General features: G+C 61.1%; 18 protein-coding genes. 12 read left to right on the top strand and 6 right to left on the bottom strand.

Annotation, left to right across the window (positions count from 1 at the left end):
* The first annotated feature begins 143 nt into the window (after positions 1-143).
* The 4 genes from P3T25_RS09840 (at position 144) to P3T25_RS09825 (ending at position 4,805) form a co-directional block, all read left to right on the top strand.
* Positions 144-1,250, top strand: a complete 1,107-nt coding sequence (locus P3T25_RS09840) for an OpgC domain-containing protein (RefSeq protein WP_429358009.1) — start codon at positions 144-146, stop codon at positions 1,248-1,250.
* Entirely contained in the window at positions 1,247-2,929 is a 1,683-nt protein-coding gene (locus P3T25_RS09835; protein ID WP_429358008.1) for a tannase/feruloyl esterase family alpha/beta hydrolase, read from the top strand. Before P3T25_RS09840 ends, P3T25_RS09835 begins: the two co-directional genes overlap by 4 nt.
* A 191-nt stretch (positions 2,930-3,120) precedes the next feature.
* Complete coding sequence (locus P3T25_RS09830) at positions 3,121-4,047, top strand: ABC transporter ATP-binding protein (protein WP_154563547.1); 927 nt, start codon at positions 3,121-3,123, stop codon at positions 4,045-4,047.
* Positions 4,044-4,805 (top strand): ABC transporter permease, encoded by a 762-nt coding sequence (locus tag P3T25_RS09825; RefSeq protein WP_093633049.1) that lies wholly within the window; start codon positions 4,044-4,046, stop codon positions 4,803-4,805. The genes P3T25_RS09830 and P3T25_RS09825 overlap by 4 nt, the downstream gene beginning before the upstream one ends.
* A 72-nt stretch (positions 4,806-4,877) precedes the next feature.
* Here P3T25_RS09825 and P3T25_RS09820 read toward each other — a convergent pair whose 3' ends face one another.
* The gene (locus P3T25_RS09820; protein ID WP_154563549.1) at positions 4,878-5,879 is read right to left on the bottom strand and encodes a helix-turn-helix transcriptional regulator; all 1,002 of its coding nucleotides are present in this window, start codon (positions 5,877-5,879) and stop codon (positions 4,878-4,880) included.
* 184 nt (positions 5,880-6,063) lie between these two features.
* On the opposite strand from P3T25_RS09820, the gene P3T25_RS09815 reads away from it, so the two are divergent.
* Together P3T25_RS09815 and P3T25_RS09810 are read left to right on the top strand one after the other, a co-directional pair.
* Positions 6,064-6,975, top strand: a complete 912-nt coding sequence (locus P3T25_RS09815; RefSeq protein ID WP_154563552.1) for a helix-turn-helix domain-containing protein — start codon at positions 6,064-6,066, stop codon at positions 6,973-6,975.
* A 606-nt stretch (positions 6,976-7,581) separates the two neighbouring features.
* Positions 7,582-8,007, top strand: coding sequence for a DUF3830 family protein (locus P3T25_RS09810; RefSeq protein ID WP_154563554.1), 426 nt, complete (start codon positions 7,582-7,584; stop codon positions 8,005-8,007).
* A 129-nt stretch (positions 8,008-8,136) separates the two neighbouring features.
* Here P3T25_RS09810 and P3T25_RS09805 read toward each other — a convergent pair whose 3' ends face one another.
* From P3T25_RS09805 to shiA, 3 genes are all read right to left on the bottom strand, one after another.
* Positions 8,137-8,265, bottom strand: coding sequence for an MFS transporter small subunit (locus tag P3T25_RS09805; RefSeq protein WP_093633004.1), 129 nt, complete (start codon positions 8,263-8,265; stop codon positions 8,137-8,139).
* A gap of 10 nt (positions 8,266-8,275) precedes the next feature.
* Positions 8,276-9,679 (bottom strand): L-lactate MFS transporter, encoded by a 1,404-nt coding sequence (locus tag P3T25_RS09800; RefSeq protein ID WP_429358007.1) that lies wholly within the window; start codon positions 9,677-9,679, stop codon positions 8,276-8,278.
* A 461-nt stretch (positions 9,680-10,140) separates the two neighbouring features.
* Positions 10,141-11,469 (bottom strand): shikimate transporter, encoded by a 1,329-nt coding sequence (gene shiA, locus P3T25_RS09795; RefSeq protein WP_429358006.1) that lies wholly within the window; start codon positions 11,467-11,469, stop codon positions 10,141-10,143.
* 367 nt (positions 11,470-11,836) lie between these two features.
* On the opposite strand from shiA, the gene P3T25_RS09790 reads away from it, so the two are divergent.
* From P3T25_RS09790 to P3T25_RS09770, 5 genes are all read left to right on the top strand, one after another.
* Positions 11,837-12,073, top strand: coding sequence for a hypothetical protein (locus tag P3T25_RS09790; protein WP_154563560.1), 237 nt, complete (start codon positions 11,837-11,839; stop codon positions 12,071-12,073).
* Complete coding sequence (locus P3T25_RS09785; RefSeq protein ID WP_154563562.1) at positions 12,051-12,770, top strand: GntR family transcriptional regulator; 720 nt, start codon at positions 12,051-12,053, stop codon at positions 12,768-12,770. Before P3T25_RS09790 ends, P3T25_RS09785 begins: the two co-directional genes overlap by 23 nt.
* Before the next feature lie 441 nt (positions 12,771-13,211).
* A complete protein-coding gene (gene frc / locus P3T25_RS09780; RefSeq protein WP_154563565.1) occupies positions 13,212-14,459 on the top strand; it encodes a formyl-CoA transferase in 1,248 nt (415 codons plus the stop codon).
* Between the two features lie 18 nt (positions 14,460-14,477).
* On the top strand, positions 14,478-15,263 hold the full coding sequence (locus P3T25_RS09775; protein ID WP_429358005.1) for a fumarylacetoacetate hydrolase family protein: 786 nt from the start codon (positions 14,478-14,480) through the stop codon (positions 15,261-15,263).
* Positions 15,260-15,907, top strand: a complete 648-nt coding sequence (locus tag P3T25_RS09770) for an NAD(P)(+) transhydrogenase (Re/Si-specific) subunit beta (RefSeq protein ID WP_429358004.1) — start codon at positions 15,260-15,262, stop codon at positions 15,905-15,907. The genes P3T25_RS09775 and P3T25_RS09770 overlap by 4 nt, the downstream gene beginning before the upstream one ends.
* 59 nt (positions 15,908-15,966) lie before the next feature.
* On the opposite strand, the gene P3T25_RS09765 is transcribed toward P3T25_RS09770, so the two are convergent.
* Together P3T25_RS09765 and P3T25_RS09760 are read right to left on the bottom strand one after the other, a co-directional pair.
* Positions 15,967-16,272 (bottom strand): hypothetical protein, encoded by a 306-nt coding sequence (locus tag P3T25_RS09765; RefSeq protein ID WP_429358003.1) that lies wholly within the window; start codon positions 16,270-16,272, stop codon positions 15,967-15,969.
* 96 nt (positions 16,273-16,368) lie between these two features.
* Positions 16,369-17,316, bottom strand: a complete 948-nt coding sequence (locus tag P3T25_RS09760; protein ID WP_154563573.1) for a LysR family transcriptional regulator — start codon at positions 17,314-17,316, stop codon at positions 16,369-16,371.
* A gap of 385 nt (positions 17,317-17,701) precedes the next feature.
* Here P3T25_RS09760 and oxlT point away from each other — a divergent pair, with 385 nt between their 5' ends.
* Positions 17,702-19,042, top strand: coding sequence for an oxalate/formate MFS antiporter (gene oxlT, locus P3T25_RS09755; RefSeq protein WP_408516391.1), 1,341 nt, complete (start codon positions 17,702-17,704; stop codon positions 19,040-19,042).
* The last annotated feature ends 11 nt before the right edge of the window (positions 19,043-19,053 follow it).

Below are 19,053 nucleotides of genomic sequence, written 5' to 3'. Positions count from 1 at the left end.
GAGGGAGGTTGTCAGCGTGTGTCGACGTGGCGCACGGTATCGGTGGGAACGTTTTATTCTCATGGAGTTCCTACATGGAACTCCCTGTGTATGACCGCTTTTCACGGCGCATTGCACGCACGCGCCATCTTGCGAGAACCAGAATGGACACCCGCCGCGGACGCTCGATCGAAGTGGATTTCTTCCGCGGCGTCGTGTTGATCGTCATCGTGCTGGACCACATTCCCGGTAGCGCGCTGTCGCATCTGATGTTGCACACCTATGCCCTGTGTGACTCGGCGGAAGTGTTTGTGTTCCTTGGCGGCTATGCGTCGGCGGCAGCGTTTACAGCGGTACTCGCGGGCCGTGGCGAAGGTGCGGCGAAGATGCGTTTCGTCAGGCGCTGCTGGGAGATTTATCGCGCCTATCTGTTGACGGCCGTATTGACGCTGCTGTCCGGCGCCGTCCTCGCGGTATTGCATCTGAACCAGCCGATGGTCGACCTGACCGGCTGGCAGCCGTTCGCGGTTCAACCGCTGCGCGAAGCGTTCGATATTGCCGTGCTGCGGCGTCAGCCGTATTTGTCGAGCGTGCTGCCCATGTACGTGATCTTTGCGCTATTCGTGCCATTCATGGTGCCGTTGGCGCGCCGGTCGTCGCTCGCGGTGCTGGGCCTGAGCGTGACGATTTGGGCGCTTGCCCGGCCGCTGGCCGCGCTATTCAGCATTGACGACGTGGCCGACTGGGCTTTTAATCCGTTTGCATGGCAACTGATGTTCGTGCTCGGCATTCTGTGCCGGGTGCAACCCGTCAGCGAGCGCTTTCACGCCACCCGCACGGCGCACTGGTTTACACGTGCCGCGGTGGTCGCGGTGCTGGCGTTCGCCATTGTTAAACTCTTTGTGCTGACGCAGCCGCTGCCCGGCGTGAATAAACAGAACCTTTCCGTGGAACGCGTGATCAACTTTCTCGTCATCGCCTGGCTCGCCGCGCAGTTCGTGCGCACGGGCAGCATCGCGTGGCTCGCACAGCGGTTGCCGGCCGTGGTGACGGTCGGCCGTACCGGGCTCGTGTGTTTTGTCGCCGGCACGCTGGTGTCGTTGATCGTCGATACGGCAACGCCGCATACGTTCCACGGTTTTCGCGGCACGCTGGTCGGACTCGGCGGCGATCTGGTCGCCATCGGCGCGGTGCTGATGATCGCGCGCGGCTGGAACGACTGGAAAGGGCCGCGCTCGCGCGCCGCTGTCAACGGCGCGGGTTACGGATGAGGGCGCGGGTGCGCCATGTCCGTCATGGGCTTTCTAAGGGGCGTTCACGCACGGCCGTCACGGTGGCCGGCGCAGTGCTATGGCTGACGAACGCCTCACAGGCATTCGCCGCGCCCAAGGACGCGCCGCTCGCCATACGTTGCTCGGAATTCGCGGGCGCGGTGTTGCCTCCGGAACTGATCGCTTTGCCCACGGCCGGCGTGCAGATCGAAAGTGCGGCGATGGTCGCGGCCACGGCACCCGGCAATCAGCAAGGTGGCGAATATTGCCGCATCACCGGGCGCATCAAGGCGCTCAAGGCCAGCACGCCTGATATCCGCTTCGACCTGAATCTGCCGCGCCGCTGGAACGGCCGCGCGCTGCAGATCGGCGGCGGGGGGTATAACGGCGTGGTGGTGAGCGGTACGGGCGTGATGCCGTTCTCGCCGGATCGCGCACCGCTCGCTCAAGGCTATGCAACCTTCGGCGACGACTCGGGGCACGTGGGCGATTCGTCGCTCGCGGTCTTCGGCCTCGTGGATGAAGCGGTGACGAATTTCGGCTACGCGCATCTGAAGAAAACGCACGACGCCGCGCTCGCGCTGATTGCACGCGCTTACGGCCGGCCGCCGCAACGGATGTATTTCGCCGGCGGTTCGACGGGCGGCCGCGAAGGCTACACGGTGATGCAGCGCTATCCCGACGACTACGACGGCGTGATCGCCAATTCGCCCGCGCTCAATTTTTCCGGCGTGCGTTTGATGGGCGTGAAGCTCGGTCAAGCGGAATACGCGACGCCCGGCGGTTTCATTCCACCGCTATTGCTCGAGCACGTGTATCAACGCACGCTCGCGGTCTGCGACCGGCTCGATGGCGCGGCGGACGGCATCGTCAGCGACGTCGAAGGGTGCAAGGAACACGAAGCGGAAATCATCGCCTCGTTGCGCTGCGCCGGACGAACCCCCTCGCATGACGAGTGCCTCACCGACGCGCAACTCTCCACCTTGCTGGTGATGCGCGACGGTCTGTCGTTGCCCTACAAGCTGGCGTGGAATGTTAACGGCTATCGCGGCTACAACGTCTTTCAGGGCACGCATCTGACCGGCATGCTCGGCCTCGGGCATCAAGCCGGGCGCTTGCCCGTGCCGACCTTCTTCGCCAACGGCTACCTGTTCGCGCAGGGCGACGGCTACATCCGCTACTTCGTGGCCCATGATGCGGAGTTCGACTCGCTCAGGTTCGACCCGCTTCATCCCGGCAAATATCGCGGCCAGCTCATCGCGCTCTCACAGACGATCGGTGCGATGAACCCCGACCTGGCCCGCTACATTGCGCGGGGCGGCAAGCTCATCACACTGCAAGGCCTTGCCGACGAAGTCATCAGCCCGAACCAGACGATCGCCTATTACGAAGCGCTGATCGATCGATTCGGCATCGACCAGGTCGATGCGTTCATGCGGCTCTACATGGTGCCGGGTTTCCAGCACGGCAGCGGGGTGTTCATCCCCTCGGTGGATCTGCTGGGTGCGCTCGACAATTGGGTGACGCGTGGCGTATCGCCCGAAACGTTGACCGCTACGGATATCGCGGCCGCGACCAACGGGCGCTCGCGTCCGTTGTGCCGTTACCCGCTGTTTCCCCGCTATAGCGGCAAGGGCAATGTGAATCTCGCCAGCAGTTTCGCGTGCGCCGAACCGTGACGGGGTGCGGCCTGTCGGACAAGAACCCCGGCCGGCCCTGAAAGGCTGACACGCTCGCCGGCGGTATCCGTTCCTCCGAAATCTCGCGGTTGCGCTGCACGCTTTCCCACTTTCAATTACATTGCGGGTGCGGCGGCGTATTCGTCCCGCCCCCTTTTAATCCAATACCGGTGTCTGCCATCGTCGAATCCATGCAGCCTATCGTCTCGGTCACGAATCTGTCGAAAACCTATGCCACGGGTTTTCATGCACTAAAAAACATCAATCTGGCGATCAATCGCGGAGAAATCTTCGCCTTGCTTGGGCCCAATGGAGCGGGCAAAACTACCCTCATCAGCATCATTTGCGGCATTGTCAATGCGAGCGTTGGCAGCGTGATGGTGGACGGCCGCGACATCGCGACGGACTATCGCGGCGCGCGCTCGCTGATCGGCCTCGTGCCGCAGGAGCTCACCACCGACTCGTTCGAAACCGTCTGGGCGACCGTCTCGTTCAGCCGCGGGCTGTTCGGCAAGCCGAAAAATCCCGCTTACATCGAAAAGATCCTGCGCGATCTGTCGCTGTGGGAAAAACGCGATAACAAGATCATTACGCTGTCGGGCGGCATGAAGCGCCGCGTGCTGATTGCGAAGGCGCTCTCGCACGAACCGCGCGTGCTGTTTCTCGACGAACCCACGGCCGGTGTCGATGTCGAGTTGCGCCGCGATATGTGGAAGCTGGTGCGCTCGCTCACTGCAAGCGGTGTGACGATCATTCTCACCACGCACTACATCGACGAAGCCGAGGAAATGGCTGACCGCATCGGCGTGATCAATGCGGGCGAGATCATGCTGGTGGAAGAGAAGACGGAGTTGATGCGCAAACTCGGCAAGAAGCAGTTGACGCTGCAACTGGAAAGTTCGCTCGACGAGGTGCCGTCGGCGCTGGCCGGATATGGGCTGGATGTCGCCAAAGGTGGCAATGAGTTGATCTACACGTATGAGGGCGACGGCGGGCGTACCGACATCATCGCGCTGCTCAAAGCGCTCGACGATGCCGGCATCCGCTTCAAGGATCTGCATACGACGCAAAGTTCGCTCGAAGACATCTTCGTCAGTCTGCTCCGAGGTAACTCATGAACATCTACGCAATTCGCGCGATCTATAAGTTCGAGATGGCGCGCACCTGGCGCACGCTGATGCAGAGCATCATCGCGCCAGTCATTTCGACGTCGCTTTACTTCGTCGTGTTCGGCGCGGCCATCGGATCGCGTATCAAGGAAGTGGATGGCATCAGTTACGGCGCGTTCATCGTGCCGGGTCTGATCATGCTTTCGCTGCTGTCGCAAAGCATTTCGAATGCGTCGTTCGGGATTTACTTTCCGCGCTTTACCGGCACGATCTACGAGTTGCTGTCGGCGCCGGTGTCGTATCTCGAGATCGTGGTGAGCTATGTGGGCGCGGCGGCCACCAAATCGATTCTGCTCGGCTTGATCATTCTGGCTACTGCCGGCCTGTTCGTGCCGCTGCAGGTGCAGCATCCGTTCTGGATGATTCTGTTTCTGGTGTTGACTGCGGTGACGTTCAGTCTGCTCGGTTTCATTATCGGCATCTGGGCGGATAGCTTCGAGAAGCTGCAACTCGTGCCGCTCCTGATCATTACGCCGCTGACGTTCCTCGGCGGCAGTTTCTATGCGGTCAATATGTTGCCGCCGTTCTGGAAGGTCGTGACGCTGTTCAATCCGATCGTTTATCTGGTCAGCGGTTTTCGCTGGAGCTTCTATGGTCTCGCCGATGTGGATGTCGGTGTCAGCCTCGGGATGACCGCGTTGTTTCTGGCGGTGTTTCTCGTGATCGTTGCCTGGATCTTCAAGACCGGGTACCGGCTCAAGAGCTGACAGCGCTCACGACTCAAGCGCATGCGGCCGGCTCGACATGCGCGCCGGCCGCGGTGCTCTTTCATCCCTCTCTTAAGTCACATACCCCTGCGCCACATTGATCAGCTGCACGCGATTGCGCACGTTGAACAACTGCCGCAAACGCCGCAAGTGGTAGTCGACGTTATGCGGCGACAGCCCGAGGAAGTAGGCGATTTCCTTGTCGCGCTGTCCCTGCACAACCGCCTTCAGTACTGCATGCTGCAATTCGCTCAACGCGACGCGCTGCTGCTGCTCGGGTGCGATCCCGATCACGCTTTTCGCGTGCGTCCAGATGAATTCATGGATCGTGTGCGCGAACATCAGCGTTTCGGCCACGATCGATTCCGTCATCCAGCGCGGGTTGCCGATCTCCGAGTTGAAGCACAAGCTCGCACTCAGCTCCGGCTCGGGCAGCGGCATCTGCGTGAGAATCCCGCTTTTGCGGCCGTTGGCCTCCAGCATGTCGATCAGCCCGCCGAGCCGCTCGCTGCGCATCTGCGCGCGCGGCAGATCGGCGCGCATGTCGGCGGTGTTCCAGAGGAACGGCATGCCGGTCGGCGACGCCAGCGCGACGCGCGGATCGAGCTCGAAATAACGCTCGCGGAAATAGCGCGTGAGCCATGTCTGCGACTCGTAGCTGGTCAGCACGAACATCGACTTGTGATGCGCGGTGGTGCGCGTGGCCGAATAGCTGAACGAGTCGAAGCCGAGTTGTTTGATGCGCCGCCGCACGAATTCGATGCGGTCCTGCGCACTGCCAAAACGCACCAGCGGACTGATGACGGGCGCTGCACGTCGTGCGGCGGGCGAGGGTGTGCCGATCTCCTCTTCGGTGAAGAGCGTCAGGAAGCCGGTGGGCGATATGCCTGACGCCATGCGGGTTGATGTCCTGGATGCTTCAGCCGCGTGGGCTGTTTTCTCGAGTTGCCGCGTGCCGGCCGGGTAAGCCGGTTGTGCGGTAACCGCTGAGTTGTATGCCGCCGACACGTGGCTGGCTTCGCCTTGCGGCGAACCGGTCAGCCAATGCGGCAACGTATCGCATTCGTGTTCCATGAAACGGTAGCTCCGGCGTTCGAAACGCGTGAAAGACGACAACCTGGATGATTAACTATTTCCAAATATTACGGTAGCCGGTTCCTTGCTATCATTTTTGAGATCTTGCGCTGACCTCTAACCGGCGACTCGGGTGTGGCAGGGTTTGCTCATGTGCATATATGACCTCCCAGAAAGTGACGTGATGGCAAAAATTCCAAAGCTGACAACGACGCTTGCCTACGACCGCTATATGGCGGGCCAGAAACTGGTGTCGAGCGTGGATCGCCCATGGCGGCACCTGGTGCTGCGCTCGTATCTCGAACCCGACGAGCAGGAACTGCTGGAGGCGCCCGGCCTGCAGGACGTCACGCTGATGACGCTCGGCAGCGGCGCCGAACACCTCGAGCGCAACCTCGACGGACGCTGGGAGAGCGCCGACCTGCGTGTGGGCGCCGTCTGGTTCGTGCCGCCCGTGCCGATCTCGTGGCGCTGGCGTTCGATCAGCGATGAGCCGCTGTCGACCGTTCATTTGCACCTGGAGCGCAGCCTGATCGACAGCGTCGCCGACCAGATGGAGCTGGACGGTTCACGCGAGCTGTCGCTGGGCGACGCAATGCAGTTTCACGATCCACTGATCGCCGAGATGCTTGGCGCATTGCATCGCGCCGCGGGCGATCCCGCCGACTCGCGGCTGTATGTCGATGCGCTGGCCCACGCGCTCGCCGCTCATCTGTTGCAACATTACTCGCGCGGCCGTGATGCCGAGGCCGGCCTGCCGCCGCATCCCGAGCGGCTGGTGCCACGCCGCATCCGCCGTGTAACCGATTACATTCGCGCCAATCTTGCCGCCGATCTGGCCATCAGCGAACTGGCCGCGCAGGCCGGGTTAAGCAGCTTTCACTTTGCGCGTGTGTTCCGTCGCGAGACCGGTGAAACACCCCATCAGTTCGTCACGCGCTTGCGTCTCGAGGAAGCCGCGAGGCTGCTGCGCGCCACCGATCAGCCGGTGTTGCAAATCGCGCTTGCGGTTGGTTTCGAGAATGCCAGTCATTTCTCCGTGCAGTTCAAGCGTGGCTACGGCGTAACGCCGCTTGCCTACCGGCTGCGCGGCTGAGCGTCAGGTTGCGCGGCTGGATCGTGCGGGCGGCTCGCCACGATGCGATGCCCGAGCGGCATGCCGACGGTTGACGGCACGCGGGATTCGTCGGTCGCGACACGCTATGCTGCTGTGTAGCGCGGGAACGCCTAGTCGCCGCGTGGCACCGTGTATCGAGGCCGGTCGCGGTGGGTTGTCGAGGGCAAGGTTTGATGAAGCGCCGAAAACGGCAATCACGCACTTTTCGCAGTTTGCTGCGCATTGCGCGGCTTGCAAACTACGAAGTTTCGTGGCGCGATTGAGGATGGACCTGGCATGGATGCACCTCGGTGCTGTTCCGGCCAATTTCGAAGCCGTCGGGTTCCATGCGCGGTGAAGGAAAGAACCGCGTGCAACCATTGTGCCTGCTGGTTTGTGGTCGCCGACGGTGGGGCGCAATGAGCGCGCGGCAGCCTGCGCGATGTGTGGCCGTCGCTGCCACCGGACTAACTGGCCTGACCAGTTGTACGGCAACTGTATCTGTCGAAGCCTTGCACCGGCCGACAGAATGTTGTGCCGACGGCTTGGCCCGAGCCGGCGTCTGACCGACCTCTCCACTCAACCCTTCACACCGGATATCTAGCGATGACCCGACTCCGAATCACCTCCTGCGGCCATGTCTTTACCGCCGAAACGCATCCCGACGCGCCGCAAACGGTGGCCGCCTTTCTGAAGCTTCTGCCGTACCGTCAGAAGATCATTCACGTGCGCTGGAGCGGCGAGGGCTGCTGGGTGCCGCTCGGCGACTTCAAGCTCGAAAACGACGGCGTGGCAGTCGGCTTCGAAAATCACACAAGCCATCCGTCGGTGGGCGACATCCTGTTCTATCCGGGCGGCTACAGCGAAACGGAGATCATTCTTGCGTATGGCTCGTGCTGCTTCGCAAGCAAGCTGGGTCAGCTCGCGGGCAATCACTTCCTGACCATCGTCGAAGGCAAGGAAAAGCTGCGCGAACTCGGCACCAAGGTGTTGTGGGAAGGTGCGCAAGACGTGCTGTTCGAGAAGATCTGAAGCGGCGGCGGTGCGGGGTACCCGCAGTAGCCGGAGGCGGAGGGTAGGAGAACGCGCGCAACTTGCGCGCGCGTCGAAAAGCTTTGCTGGCACCTCGCACATTGCATCGTGCGGGGTGCCGTTCAACACTTACTTGAACAGCTTCATCGCTTGCGAGAGCGTATTGAACACGCCCCATGCCAGCGGCAGTGTCACATACAGCCAGAAGACGGCGAGCTTGACCTTGTTGGTCGGATGAACGGCTTGAACGGTCGACATGCGAGTCTCCTTAGGCGCCTTTGGCGAGTTGTGCGTCAGTCATGTGATGCTTGTCGTCGACACGCTTGACCAGCAGGTTGCAGACGAAACCGATCACCAGCAGCACAACCATGATGTGGATCGTCATTGTGTAGGCATCCGCCTTGGCCACGCCGTGCGCCACTTGATAGGCACGGATGTAATTCACCAGCACCGGACCGGCGACACCCGCCGCGGCCCAGGCAGTCAGCAGACGGCCGTGAATGCCACCGACGAACGCCGTGCCGAACATGTCCGCGAGATACGCGGGCACCGTGGCGAAGCCGCCGCCGTACATCGACAGGATCACGCAGTACGCGAGCACGAACAGGGCGATCTGGCCGGAAGCCGCGAAGCCGGGCACGAGGTAGTACAGCACGGCGCCGAGCGCAAAGAAGATGAAGTAGGTGTTCTTGCGGCCGATCCAGTCCGAAGCCGAGGCCCACACGAAACGGCCGCCCATGTTGAACAGCGAGAGCAGACCGACGAAACCAGCCGCCGCAGCGGCCGTCACGGTGTCCTTGAAGCTCTCCTGAATCATCACCGACGCCTGGCCGAGAATGCCGATGCCGGCCGTCACGTTCAGGAACAGCACCAGCCAGATCAGATAGAACTGCGGCGTCTTCAACGCCTGATCGATGTGCACGTGGTTACGCGAAATCATCTTCTTCTGGCTGGTCGCGGGCGGCGTCCAGCCGGCCGGCTTCCAGTCCGCCGGCGGCACGCGAATCGCGAGTGCGCCGATCGACATCGAGATGAAGTACGCAATGCCGAGCACGACGAAGGTCTCGGCCACACCGATGCTGGTCGCGCTGCGGAAATGGTTCATCAATGCTACCGACAACGGCGCGGCAATCATCGCGCCGCCGCCGAAGCCCATGATCGCCATGCCGGTCGCCATGCCGCGACGGTCCGGGAACCAGCGGATCAACGTCGACACCGGCGACACATATCCGAGCCCGAGTCCGATCCCGCCGATCACGCCGTAGCCGAGATAGAGCAGTGCGATCTGGTGCAGATGCACGCCAAGCGCGGAGACGAGGAAACCGCCGCCGAAGCAGCACGCGGCGGTAAACATCGTGCGGCGCGGGCCGACATGTTCGAGCCACTTGCCGGCAAATGCCGCCGACAAACCCAGGAACACGATCGCGAGCGAAAAGATCCAGCCGAGCGAGGTCAGCGACCAGTCGTCAGCGGCGGATTGCGTAATGCCGATGACTTTGGTCAGCGGGCCGTTGAACACGGAGAAGGCGTACGCCTGACCGATACAAAGGTGAACGGCGAGCGCTGCGGGCGGAACCATCCAGCGCGAAAACCCCGGCTTCGCGATGGTGGCCTGTTTGGAAAAGAATGGGGCAGAGCCTGAATTCCCGCTCGGCTCAGTGATACTGCTCATGGTCGGTCTCCGGTGTGACGAATGCTTTGTTATCGGCGTTTAATGCGCAATGCTTTAGCGGCGCGGCGTAAAAATTGCAGATTCATGTGGCCTTGATATATGTATTTTCATTTCATATGACGGTCGCCAAATTCAGACAAAAAGTGTTCCGTCGAACGATAGGGCGCGAATCTGGCGTTTGCAATATGAGATGTAAATGCATAATGCATTAGCCTGATGAAATAAGACCGTAATTTTCAGAAATGCGGCAATGCGGCACGAACGCGAGGAACGGACTACCGAACGCAGGGTAATCAGCCTGTGGAATCGGCAAAAAGCGGAGTGCTGGGGGAGGTGAGCGAGGGGGCGTGAAGCGGGTGAGGTTCCACCACCCGCGAGAAATCCAGCATTCATTCAAAAACCAACGGGCCGGCCGCGGCACTTTCGCCACGCCGGCCCGTCGCAATCCTTATCGGCAGGAATCAGGCGACCGTGCGCCCCGTCTGCATCTTCGCCGCCACCAGTACCGAGATCAGACAGCCGATCGCCAGATACGCCGCCACCGGATGCCAGGAGCCGCCGGCAAAGCTGACCAGCGCCACTGCGATAAACGGCGTGAAGCCGCCGCCGACCACGCTCGCCACCTGATAACCGACGCCCGCGCCGCTATAGCGGTACTCGGTGCCGAACAGTTCGGTGAACATCGGCTGCTGCACGCTCACGACCATGTCGTGGGCGACGTTGGCGAGCATGACCGCAAAGATCACGATCCACACCGTCGAGCGGGCTTCGAGCGCGAGGAAGAACGGCACCGCGCTGAACATGCCGATCAGCGCGCCGATGATATACACGCGCCGGCGGCCGAAACGGTCCGCAAGCCACGCGAAGCACGGAATCGTCACGCAGCTCACCGCGCCGACCAGCAAACCGATCGAGAGGAAGAACGCGCGCGGCATATGCAGATTCGCCGTCGAGTAGTTCAGTGCGAAGGCGGTCACGATATACATCGTGAACAACTCGGCAAGGCGCAGCGCGATGATCAGCAGGAAAGCCTTGGGGTGCTTCAACAATGCCTCGACGATCGGCAGCCGCACGCTGCGTTCACCGTGCTCGCCGACCTTCTCGACGAACTCCTTCGATTCTTCCATGCTCGAGCGGATCCACAGCGCGATCAGCACCAGCACCACACTGAACAGGAAAGGCAGGCGCCAGCCCCAGCTCAGGAACGACGCGTTGTCCATCGAGCGGCTGATGATCGCGACCAATCCGGTCGAGAGCACCAGACCCACGCCATAGCCGACCTGCACGCCGCTGCTGTAGAACGCCTTCTTCTTCTCCGGCGCGCTTTCGACCGCCATCAAGGCGGCGCCGCCCCATTCGCCGCCGACCGCGAAGCCCTGGATCGCGCGCAACGTGACGAGCAGCACCGGCGCCCACCAGCCGATGCTGGAGAAAGCCGGCAGCAGACCGATTGCCGCGGTGGAGAGGCCCATCATCATCACCGTGAGGACCAGCATGCGCTTGCGTCCAAGCCGGTCGCCGTAGTGGCCGAACACGAAACCGCCGAGCGGCCGGAACAGAAAGCCGACGCCGAAGGTCGCGAATGCGGCGAGCGTGCCCATCGCCGGGCTGACCTTGGGGAAGAACTCGGCGTTGAAAACGAGCGCGGCGACGATGCCATACAGCAGAAAGTCGTACCAGTCGACTACGGCGCCGACAAAGCTGCCGAGCGCCGCTTTACGTGCCTGGCTGCGCGCCACGCGGTTGTCGGTGATGGCCGTTTTCGGCGCTCGCGGGATAGTGGTACTCATATGAGGGTGTCTCCTTCGAATTCTCGGGTGCTGTCTGGAAGCGCGCGGCAGATGCAGGGCAGGGACGCTGCGGCCCATCACAGGATTCCCCGAAGGTTAATGATGCGAAGGAGTTCCCACAATCCGCATTCGGGTGAAATTGCGCGATCATCGAACGCGACTGCGCGCATAGCGCGCGTTTTGCGCGTTTACACCGAGCTTCGTGTGTTTGGACAAGCAGAGGAACCGCCGGCGGGTTGCCCGTGCTACCTTGAGCATGCAATCCTAAAAACAACAGTCACTGATATACTACATACGGAATATTGATTTTTGCGGCGCTGCAGCATATGATTGAGTCATCTATTCACTCAATCATTCGGAGTTACAAATGGAATTCGTTCCTCTCTCGCTGCTCGCCGTTGGTTTTGTAGGTTTGGGCTCTGCCGCCACCGTTCTGCTGACCCGCTGGATCCCGCAGCCGGTTGCGCAACTTGCAGCGCAACATGGCCGGTTCGTCGGCCTGGGCGAGCAGGATGGCAGAATGGCCGCAGTGGCGCCCGCAGTGGTGCCGTATCGTGCGCATGTTCAACAAGAGGCGATGAATGTCGTCAGAACTTCAAACTGAAGCAGTGGCCCCACCCCTGACGTTGTCGTTGCAGCCGATCGGCGCGAGCGTGAGCTTGCGCGATCAGGCGTATGCCATGCTGCGCCAGGCCATTGCCGACGCGGATATCTACCGGACTCACGAAGAAATCCGCCTCGACGAGCGCGTGTTGAGCGAATCGCTGGGCGTGAGCCGCACGCCGGTGCGCGAGGCGATGACGCTGCTCGAACAGGAAGGTTTTCTGCGCATGGTGCCGCGGCGCGGCATCTACATCGTGCGCAAGAGCAAGCGTGAGATCGTCGAAATGATCCAGATGTGGGCCGCGCTCGAAAGCATGGCGGCGCGTCTTGCCACGCTGCACGCCACAGACGAGGAAATCGCCCGCCTGCGCCACATGTTCGACAATTTCCGCGACGCCACGCCGGCCGAGCACATCGCCGAGTATTCCGACGCCAACATCGCGTTCCATCAGGCGATCGTCGAGCTGTCGAAGTCGCAGATCATTCTCGACACGATCAAGAACATCTTCATCCACGTGCGGGCGATTCGCCGCATGACCATTTCGCAAAGCGACCGCGCGTCGCGTTCGATCGTTGACCACCTGCGCATTATTGAGGCATTGGAGCAGCGCGATACCGAACTGGCCGAGCGTCTTACACGCCAGCATTCGCTCGATCTGGCGACGTTCGTCGAAGCGAATTGCGATTTTCTGGATTGATGGCGGCTTAGGCGCCTGATTGGCGCAACGAATGGCAAAAGGCCCGCAGTGATCACGTCACAGCGGGCCTTTTGCTTTTCCGCTCCATTTCTTTCCTTCCTGGTCACCGCCTTGCAGTGGGGTTAAGCCCGGCTTGACGGTCTCTGAAATATGGTATGTGATATATCAAAGGCGATCGAGACAAGCAGCACACCTCGGTGTTTTCCCTCGAATCGAGCGGGCCGGAGCGGCGTTATCTCGCTGCAACGCAAGCCAGGCAGGCGTTCAGGGCAGAAATCCCGAAGCAGTCGCATTTTGAGATCGCGCTTGATTGAATATGATATATCACATACCGTATGTACCGAGTCTAACCAGACATCCGCGCGAGCGGACGTTATCGAAGCGGGCGCGTCGGTCGATAACCGTTGCACACAACTGACTGATCAGGACAGGAGACTTGACATGAGCAAAGCACTCGACGGCGTGCGCATTCTCGATTTCACACATGTGCAATCGGGCCCGACCTGCACGCAGTTGCTCGCGTGGTTCGGCGCGGACGTGATCAAGGTGGAGCGGGCCGGCGCCGGCGACATCACGCGCGAGCAACTACGGGACATTCCCGACGTGGACAGCTTGTACTTCACGATGCTCAATCACAACAAGCGCTCGGTCACGATCGATACCAAGAACCCGGAAGGCAAGCTGGTGCTCGAGGCGCTGATCCAGAAGTGCGACGTGCTGGTGGAAAATTTCGCACCGGGCGCACTGGACCGGATGGGCTTCACGTGGGAGCGGATTCAGGAGTTGAACCCGCGCATGATCGTGGCTTCGGTGAAGGGTTTCGGCCCGGGTCCTTACGAGGACTGCAAGGTCTACGAGAACGTTGCGCAATGCGCGGGCGGCGCGGCCTCGACCACCGGTTTCGACGATGGTCCGCCGGTGGTGAGCGGCGCGCAGATCGGCGACAGCGGCACGGGTTTGCATCTGGCGCTCGGCATTGTCACGGCGCTGTATCAGCGTACGCTAACCGGGCGCGGTCAGAAGGTGCTCGCCGCGATGCAGGACGGCGTGCTCAATCTGTGCCGCGTGAAGCTGCGCGACCAGCAGCGGCTCGAACGCACCGGCACGATGAAGGAGTATCCGCAATATCCGAACGGAACGTTCGGTGAAGCGGTGCCGCGCGCGGGGAATGCTTCGGGCGGCGGTCAACCGGGCTGGATCCTGAAGTGCAAGGGCTGGGAGACGGATCCGAATGCGTATATCTACTTCATCACGCAGGCGCCGGTGTGGGCGAAGATCTGCAACGTGATCGGCAAGGAAGAGTGGGCCACCGATCCGAACTACGCGACGCCTGCCGCGCGCTTGCCGCATCTGAAGGATATCTTTGCCGAGATCGAGCGGTGGACCATGACCAAGACCAAGTTCGAGGCCATGCAGATCCTCAACAAATACGACATTCCCTGCGGGCCGATTCTCTCGATGAAGGAAATCGCCGAAGAGCCGTCGCTGCGCAAGACCGGCACGATTGTCGAAGTGGATCATCCAACCCGCGGCAAGTATCTGACGGTTGGCAATCCTATCAAACTGTCGGACAGCCCGACCGAAGTCAAGCGCTCGCCGCTGCTGGGCGAGCATACCGACGAGGTGATGACCGAACTCGGCTACTCGCCCGAACAGATCAGCGCATTGCGGACCGCCGGCGCGATTTGAGAACTCAAGGAGCGATGTATGGATACGTGGATGCGTTTCATGTCGAGCGACGGTGGTGTCGTGTTCGGCAGGGTGGAAGGCGGTTATCTGCATGAGTACGAAAGTCTCGATCAACCGGTGCCGACCGGCGCAGTGTTGTCGACACGTGCGCTCACGCCGCTCGCGCCTTGTGCGCCCGGCAAGATCGTCGCGTTGTGGAATAACTTTCACGCGCTTGCGGCGAAGCTCGACAAGCCTGTGCCGGTGCATCCGCTATTTCTGTTGAAGCCGGCGGGGTCGGTGATCGGTTCGGGTGAACCGATCCGTCGGCCGCTCAGTTACGCGGGCAAGATCGTCTACGAAGGCGAACTCGGCATCGTGATTGGCCGGCGCTGCCGCGACGCGAGTATCGAAGAGGCTGCGGAATCGATCTTCGGCTACACGCTGGTCAACGACGTGACCGCCGCCGATCTGCTGAATGAGAGCCCGCACTTCCCGCAATGGTGCCGCGCGAAGGGCTTCGATACGTTCTGCTGTATCGGACCCTCGATCGTCTCCGGTTTCGACTGGCATGCGGCACGTCTCGTCACGATGCTCGACGGAGTGGAGCGGCAGAACTATCCGCTTGCGGATATGGTATTTTCGCCTGCCGAGCAGGTGAGTCTGATTTCACAGGACTTGACGCTCGAACCGGGTGATGTGATTGCGTGCGGCACGTCGGTCGGCGTTGGCTCGATCAAGGACGGCGCGACCGTGACGGTCTCAATCGAAGGGATCGGCACATTGAGCAATACCTTGACCGCTGTGTGTGAGATAGCGCTATGACGCGACGGCCGCGGCTCGTTGCGTTGCTTGGCAGTGGCATGGGGCTCGCCGTCATGGTGGGCGGGTTTGCGTGCTACCTGTCGGCAGCGGCTCAGGCGAATGTCGAGCGTATCGAGCTCTGCGCCGCGGTCTTCATCGGTGCGCTGGTCTTCGCCACCTCCGCCATCGCATTCTGCAAACTGCGTGGCGTGCTGGACCTGAGTAAAGTCGCGCGTCCGGGGCATGGCATCGTCAACGTCTCGGCGCTTCTACTGTGTGGTTGGCTCGGCTACGGCTTCGTCACGGAGCAGGCGCAGCCGTTCGGGCTCGCTGCACTGCTTGCGATGAGTGTGCTGGCCGTTGCGCTCGGTACGCATCTGATGACAAGCCGCGAGTACTCGACGAACGATCGCGATTCACACTGCCATGCGTTTGCCGGACGTTGCGATGGATTTGCGCTGGAGCGGCGCGGGTTGCTGGCGCGCATCGAATGGCATGGCGGCGAAGAGCAGGCGTGGGCGCTGCGCGAGATAACGCCCGGCATGGTGCGCGCGGCAGCATACCGGCACCGTCGCGGCTGGCATGACACTGGGACGGTGAGCGTACAAAAACGCGGGTCTGTCCGCCAACGCGCCACCCACCGCGCGATGTGCCGTCAAAGATGAATACACCGACGCGTCGGGCGGCGAGCAGAGCGAACGGCGGAATCGTCCTGCCGAAGCCCTTATTCGCCGGTCGCCGCGAATTCGCTGTAGTACCTGGCTTTCTTGCTCAGGATCATCTGGGCAAGAAACTCGGCGTCGTACGCGCTGTGAAGATGCGCGTGAAATCGCTCGATGTAGGCGGTGATGCGCGCCGCTTCGCTGTTGAATTCCTTCAGCACATCGAGTGTGGCCTGGTCCCAGCGGAACCGCAGGCCAAGGTCGCTGAAGGCCGCGTTGAACGCGCTCAGATGGGCGTCGTCCGGATTGTTCGCGGTGGCGCGTGTAGTACGTGTGCTGGCGTGAGACTCAACCGCAGCGTGGTTCATGATCGGCCTCCAGGGCTGACAAGTAAGGAAACTCACTTGCAGCATAGGAATACTGATCAATCCGCAATAGTTAAAGTTTCATTGGCTTTCCATAGCCTACTGTTTATAGACGCTCAATTCCTTCACGCGCGTGATCTTCTCGATGAGACCCGCGCCTTCCTCCATCAGGAAGCGTTTGAAGGCGACTGCAACCGGTGGCAGGCGCTTGTTCTTCCGATGTACGACGTACCAGTTGAGCATGACAGGAAAGCTCTCGACGTCGAGCACGACCAGATGGCCGAGCTGCAACTCGAGACTGATCGTATGCGCGGACAGGAACGCGATGCCCATGCCGGCGATCACGGCCTGTTTGATCGTCTCGGTGCTCTTGATCTCCATCGCGATCTTGAGATTGGAGAGACGGCCGGCGAAGCCTTCTTCCATCGAATTCCAGGTGTCCGAGCCGCGTTCGCGCACGATGAAGGCCTCGCTCGCCAACTGACTCATCTTGATGTTGCGTTTGTGCGCGAGCGGATGCGTGGGCGCCGCCACGATCACATAAGGGTGCGGCGCGAACGGTTCGTTGGTCGCGTCGGTTTCGTGCGGCGGCCGCACCATCACCGCGAGATCGGTCTGGTTGGTCGCGAGTTGATGCAACAGTTCTGCGCGATTGTGCACGGCGAGATTGAGCACGACCCCCGCGTAACGCTGCGTGAATTCGGCCAGCAGGCGCGGGAAAAAGTAGTCGCCGGCGCTGATCACCGCGACGTTCAGCTTGCCGCCGGAGACGCCCTTGAGCTGACTCATCGCCTCGTCGACTTCGTGGAACTGCTGAATGATCGCGCGGCTGTAGTGAAGCATCTCGGTGCCGGCCGGCGTCAGATAGATTTTTTTGCCGAGCTGCTCGAACAGCGGCAGCCCCGCGTGTTCCTCGAGTTGCCGCACCTGAGTGGAGACGGCGGGCTGCGTCAGATGCAATTCTTCCGCGGCTCGCGAGAAGCTGAGGTGGCGCGCTACCGTTTCAAAGACCTTCAATTGCCGCAGAGTCGCATTGCGCATCGTCATGGCCGATGTATAAGCAAATATGAATCGACATAATAACAAACTTTAATTATTAGTTATTCAGCAATGACCCTAGCATGGGGCTGCATAAGGAGCGGAATTGACGGTGCGGCACTCGGCACAGTACTCGGGTTAACGCTTGGATTCGAGGCGTGGCAGGGGAAGCGGCGCAACGTCGATGCAGTGCCGATACTTAATTGATCGGAATAAAGAAATCGTCTGAAAAACGATGATTCAGGCAGGAACAGGCCTTAAAGAATTCGAATTAAAGACGCAAATATTAAATATTCCCGAATGGCAAGGCTGTTCGGGTCATAAGCATAAGGTGAGACGCATACAGTGCGGCGTGACGGCCGGCCGCACTCAATAAATAGCGGAGACAAGGCTCATGGACGATATCACTCGACAGACCACGACTCGCGCATTCTGGGCGAACCGCTGGTGGCAGCTCGTCATCGGCATGATGTGCATGGCATTGGTGGCCAATCTGCAATACGCATGGACGTTGTTCGTCACGCCGATGAATTCGCGGCATCACTGGGGTGAAGCTTCCATTCAGCTCGCGTTCGCTATTTTCATCCTCACAGAAACGTGGCTCGTGCCGGTGGAGGGCTGGCTGGTCGACAAGTTCGGACCGCGCCCCGTGGTTGCCGGCGGTGCGGTATGCGCCGGCCTCGCGTGGGTCATCAATTCGTATGCGACGACCTTGCCGATGCTGTATGTGTCGGCGGTCATTGCCGGGATCGGCGCAGGCGGCGTGTACGGTACCTGTGTCGGCAACGCGTTGAAGTGGTTTCCGGATCGCCGGGGTCTTGCGGCCGGTTTGACTGCTGCAGGTTTTGGCGCGGGCGCGGCCGTCACGGTCATTCCGATCGCCAACATGATCACGCGCTCGGGCTACGAGCACACCTTCTTTTTCTTCGGCATTCTGCAGGGCGTCAGCATACTTTTGCTCGCGCTGCTGTTGAAGAAGCCAAACTTGCGCCAGCAAGCCGCACCGAAGAAGAAGTTCGCGGTCACCAAGGTCGATTACACGCCGGGGCAGATGATCAAGACGCCGGTGTTCTGGGTGATCTACGTGTCGTTTGTCGCGGTGGCGGCGGGCGGCCTGATGGCGACCGCGCAAATCGGTCCGATCGCCAAAGACTGGGGGCTCGCACGCATTCCTATGACGATCTTCGGCATGACCCTGCCACTGCTCACGGCCACGCTTTCCATCGACAATATCTGCAACGGCTTCACCCGTCCGCTGTGCGGTTTCATCTCCGACAAACTCGGCCGTGAGAACACGATGTTCGTGATCTTCATCGGCGAGGGCCTCGCATTGCTCGGCCTCATGCAGTACGGCACCAACCCGTATGCGTTCATGACGTTCGCCGCGTTGATCTTCCTGTTCTGGGGCGAAATTTTCTCGATCTTCCCGGCGATTTGCGCCGATACCTTCGGCAGCAAGTATGCGGCGGCCAATGCGGGCACGTTGTACACCGCGAAGGGCACGGCCTCGCTGCTCGTGCCGATTGCTTCGGTACTGTCGGCCACAGGCGGCTGGAGTCTCGTGTTTATCGTTTCCGCCGTCGTCACGATTGTCGCGGGCATCTCGGCGAAGTTCATTCTTGCGCCAATGCGTTCGCGCTGGATCGAGGCGCACAACGAGCCCCAGGGTGTGCTGGCCGTCGCCGGCAGCAAGGCCTCGCGGCTTAGCCACTGGCCTGAGCAATCGGGGGAATAGGGTGACCCATC

This window comes from Paraburkholderia sp. GAS32, assembly GCF_050434225.1.
GTDB classification, from domain to species: domain Bacteria; phylum Pseudomonadota; class Gammaproteobacteria; order Burkholderiales; family Burkholderiaceae; genus Paraburkholderia; species Paraburkholderia madseniana.
This window is presented reverse-complemented; position numbering and strand designations above follow the sequence as displayed.

What these genes read in the sequence shown, in the direction of transcription:
- P3T25_RS09790 (WP_154563560.1), top strand. Translation starts at nt 11,837, where the DNA reads ATGGAATTCGTTCCTCTCTCGCTGCTCGCCGTTGGTTTTGTAGGTTTG.
- P3T25_RS09775 (WP_429358005.1), top strand. Translation starts at nt 14,478, where the DNA reads ATGGATACGTGGATGCGTTTCATGTCGAGCGACGGTGGTGTCGTGTTC.
- oxlT (WP_408516391.1), top strand. Translation starts at nt 17,702, where the DNA reads ATGGACGATATCACTCGACAGACCACGACTCGCGCATTCTGGGCGAAC.
- shiA (WP_429358006.1), bottom strand. Translation starts at nt 11,469, where the DNA reads ATGAGTACCACTATCCCGCGAGCGCCGAAAACGGCCATCACCGACAAC.
- P3T25_RS09760 (WP_154563573.1), bottom strand. Translation starts at nt 17,316, where the DNA reads ATGACGATGCGCAATGCGACTCTGCGGCAATTGAAGGTCTTTGAAACG.
- P3T25_RS09835 (WP_429358008.1), top strand. Translation starts at nt 1,247, where the DNA reads ATGAGGGCGCGGGTGCGCCATGTCCGTCATGGGCTTTCTAAGGGGCGT.
- P3T25_RS09785 (WP_154563562.1), top strand. Translation starts at nt 12,051, where the DNA reads ATGTCGTCAGAACTTCAAACTGAAGCAGTGGCCCCACCCCTGACGTTG.
- P3T25_RS09840 (WP_429358009.1), top strand. Translation starts at nt 144, where the DNA reads ATGGACACCCGCCGCGGACGCTCGATCGAAGTGGATTTCTTCCGCGGC.
- P3T25_RS09765 (WP_429358003.1), bottom strand. Translation starts at nt 16,272, where the DNA reads ATGAACCACGCTGCGGTTGAGTCTCACGCCAGCACACGTACTACACGC.
- P3T25_RS09805 (WP_093633004.1), bottom strand. Translation starts at nt 8,265, where the DNA reads ATGTCGACCGTTCAAGCCGTTCATCCGACCAACAAGGTCAAGCTCGCC.
- P3T25_RS09815 (WP_154563552.1), top strand. Translation starts at nt 6,064, where the DNA reads ATGGCAAAAATTCCAAAGCTGACAACGACGCTTGCCTACGACCGCTAT.
- P3T25_RS09800 (WP_429358007.1), bottom strand. Translation starts at nt 9,679, where the DNA reads ATGAGCAGTATCACTGAGCCGAGCGGGAATTCAGGCTCTGCCCCATTC.
- P3T25_RS09810 (WP_154563554.1), top strand. Translation starts at nt 7,582, where the DNA reads ATGACCCGACTCCGAATCACCTCCTGCGGCCATGTCTTTACCGCCGAA.
- P3T25_RS09825 (WP_093633049.1), top strand. Translation starts at nt 4,044, where the DNA reads ATGAACATCTACGCAATTCGCGCGATCTATAAGTTCGAGATGGCGCGC.
- P3T25_RS09830 (WP_154563547.1), top strand. Translation starts at nt 3,121, where the DNA reads ATGCAGCCTATCGTCTCGGTCACGAATCTGTCGAAAACCTATGCCACG.
- P3T25_RS09770 (WP_429358004.1), top strand. Translation starts at nt 15,260, where the DNA reads ATGACGCGACGGCCGCGGCTCGTTGCGTTGCTTGGCAGTGGCATGGGG.
- frc (WP_154563565.1), top strand. Translation starts at nt 13,212, where the DNA reads ATGAGCAAAGCACTCGACGGCGTGCGCATTCTCGATTTCACACATGTG.
- P3T25_RS09820 (WP_154563549.1), bottom strand. Translation starts at nt 5,879, where the DNA reads ATGGAACACGAATGCGATACGTTGCCGCATTGGCTGACCGGTTCGCCG.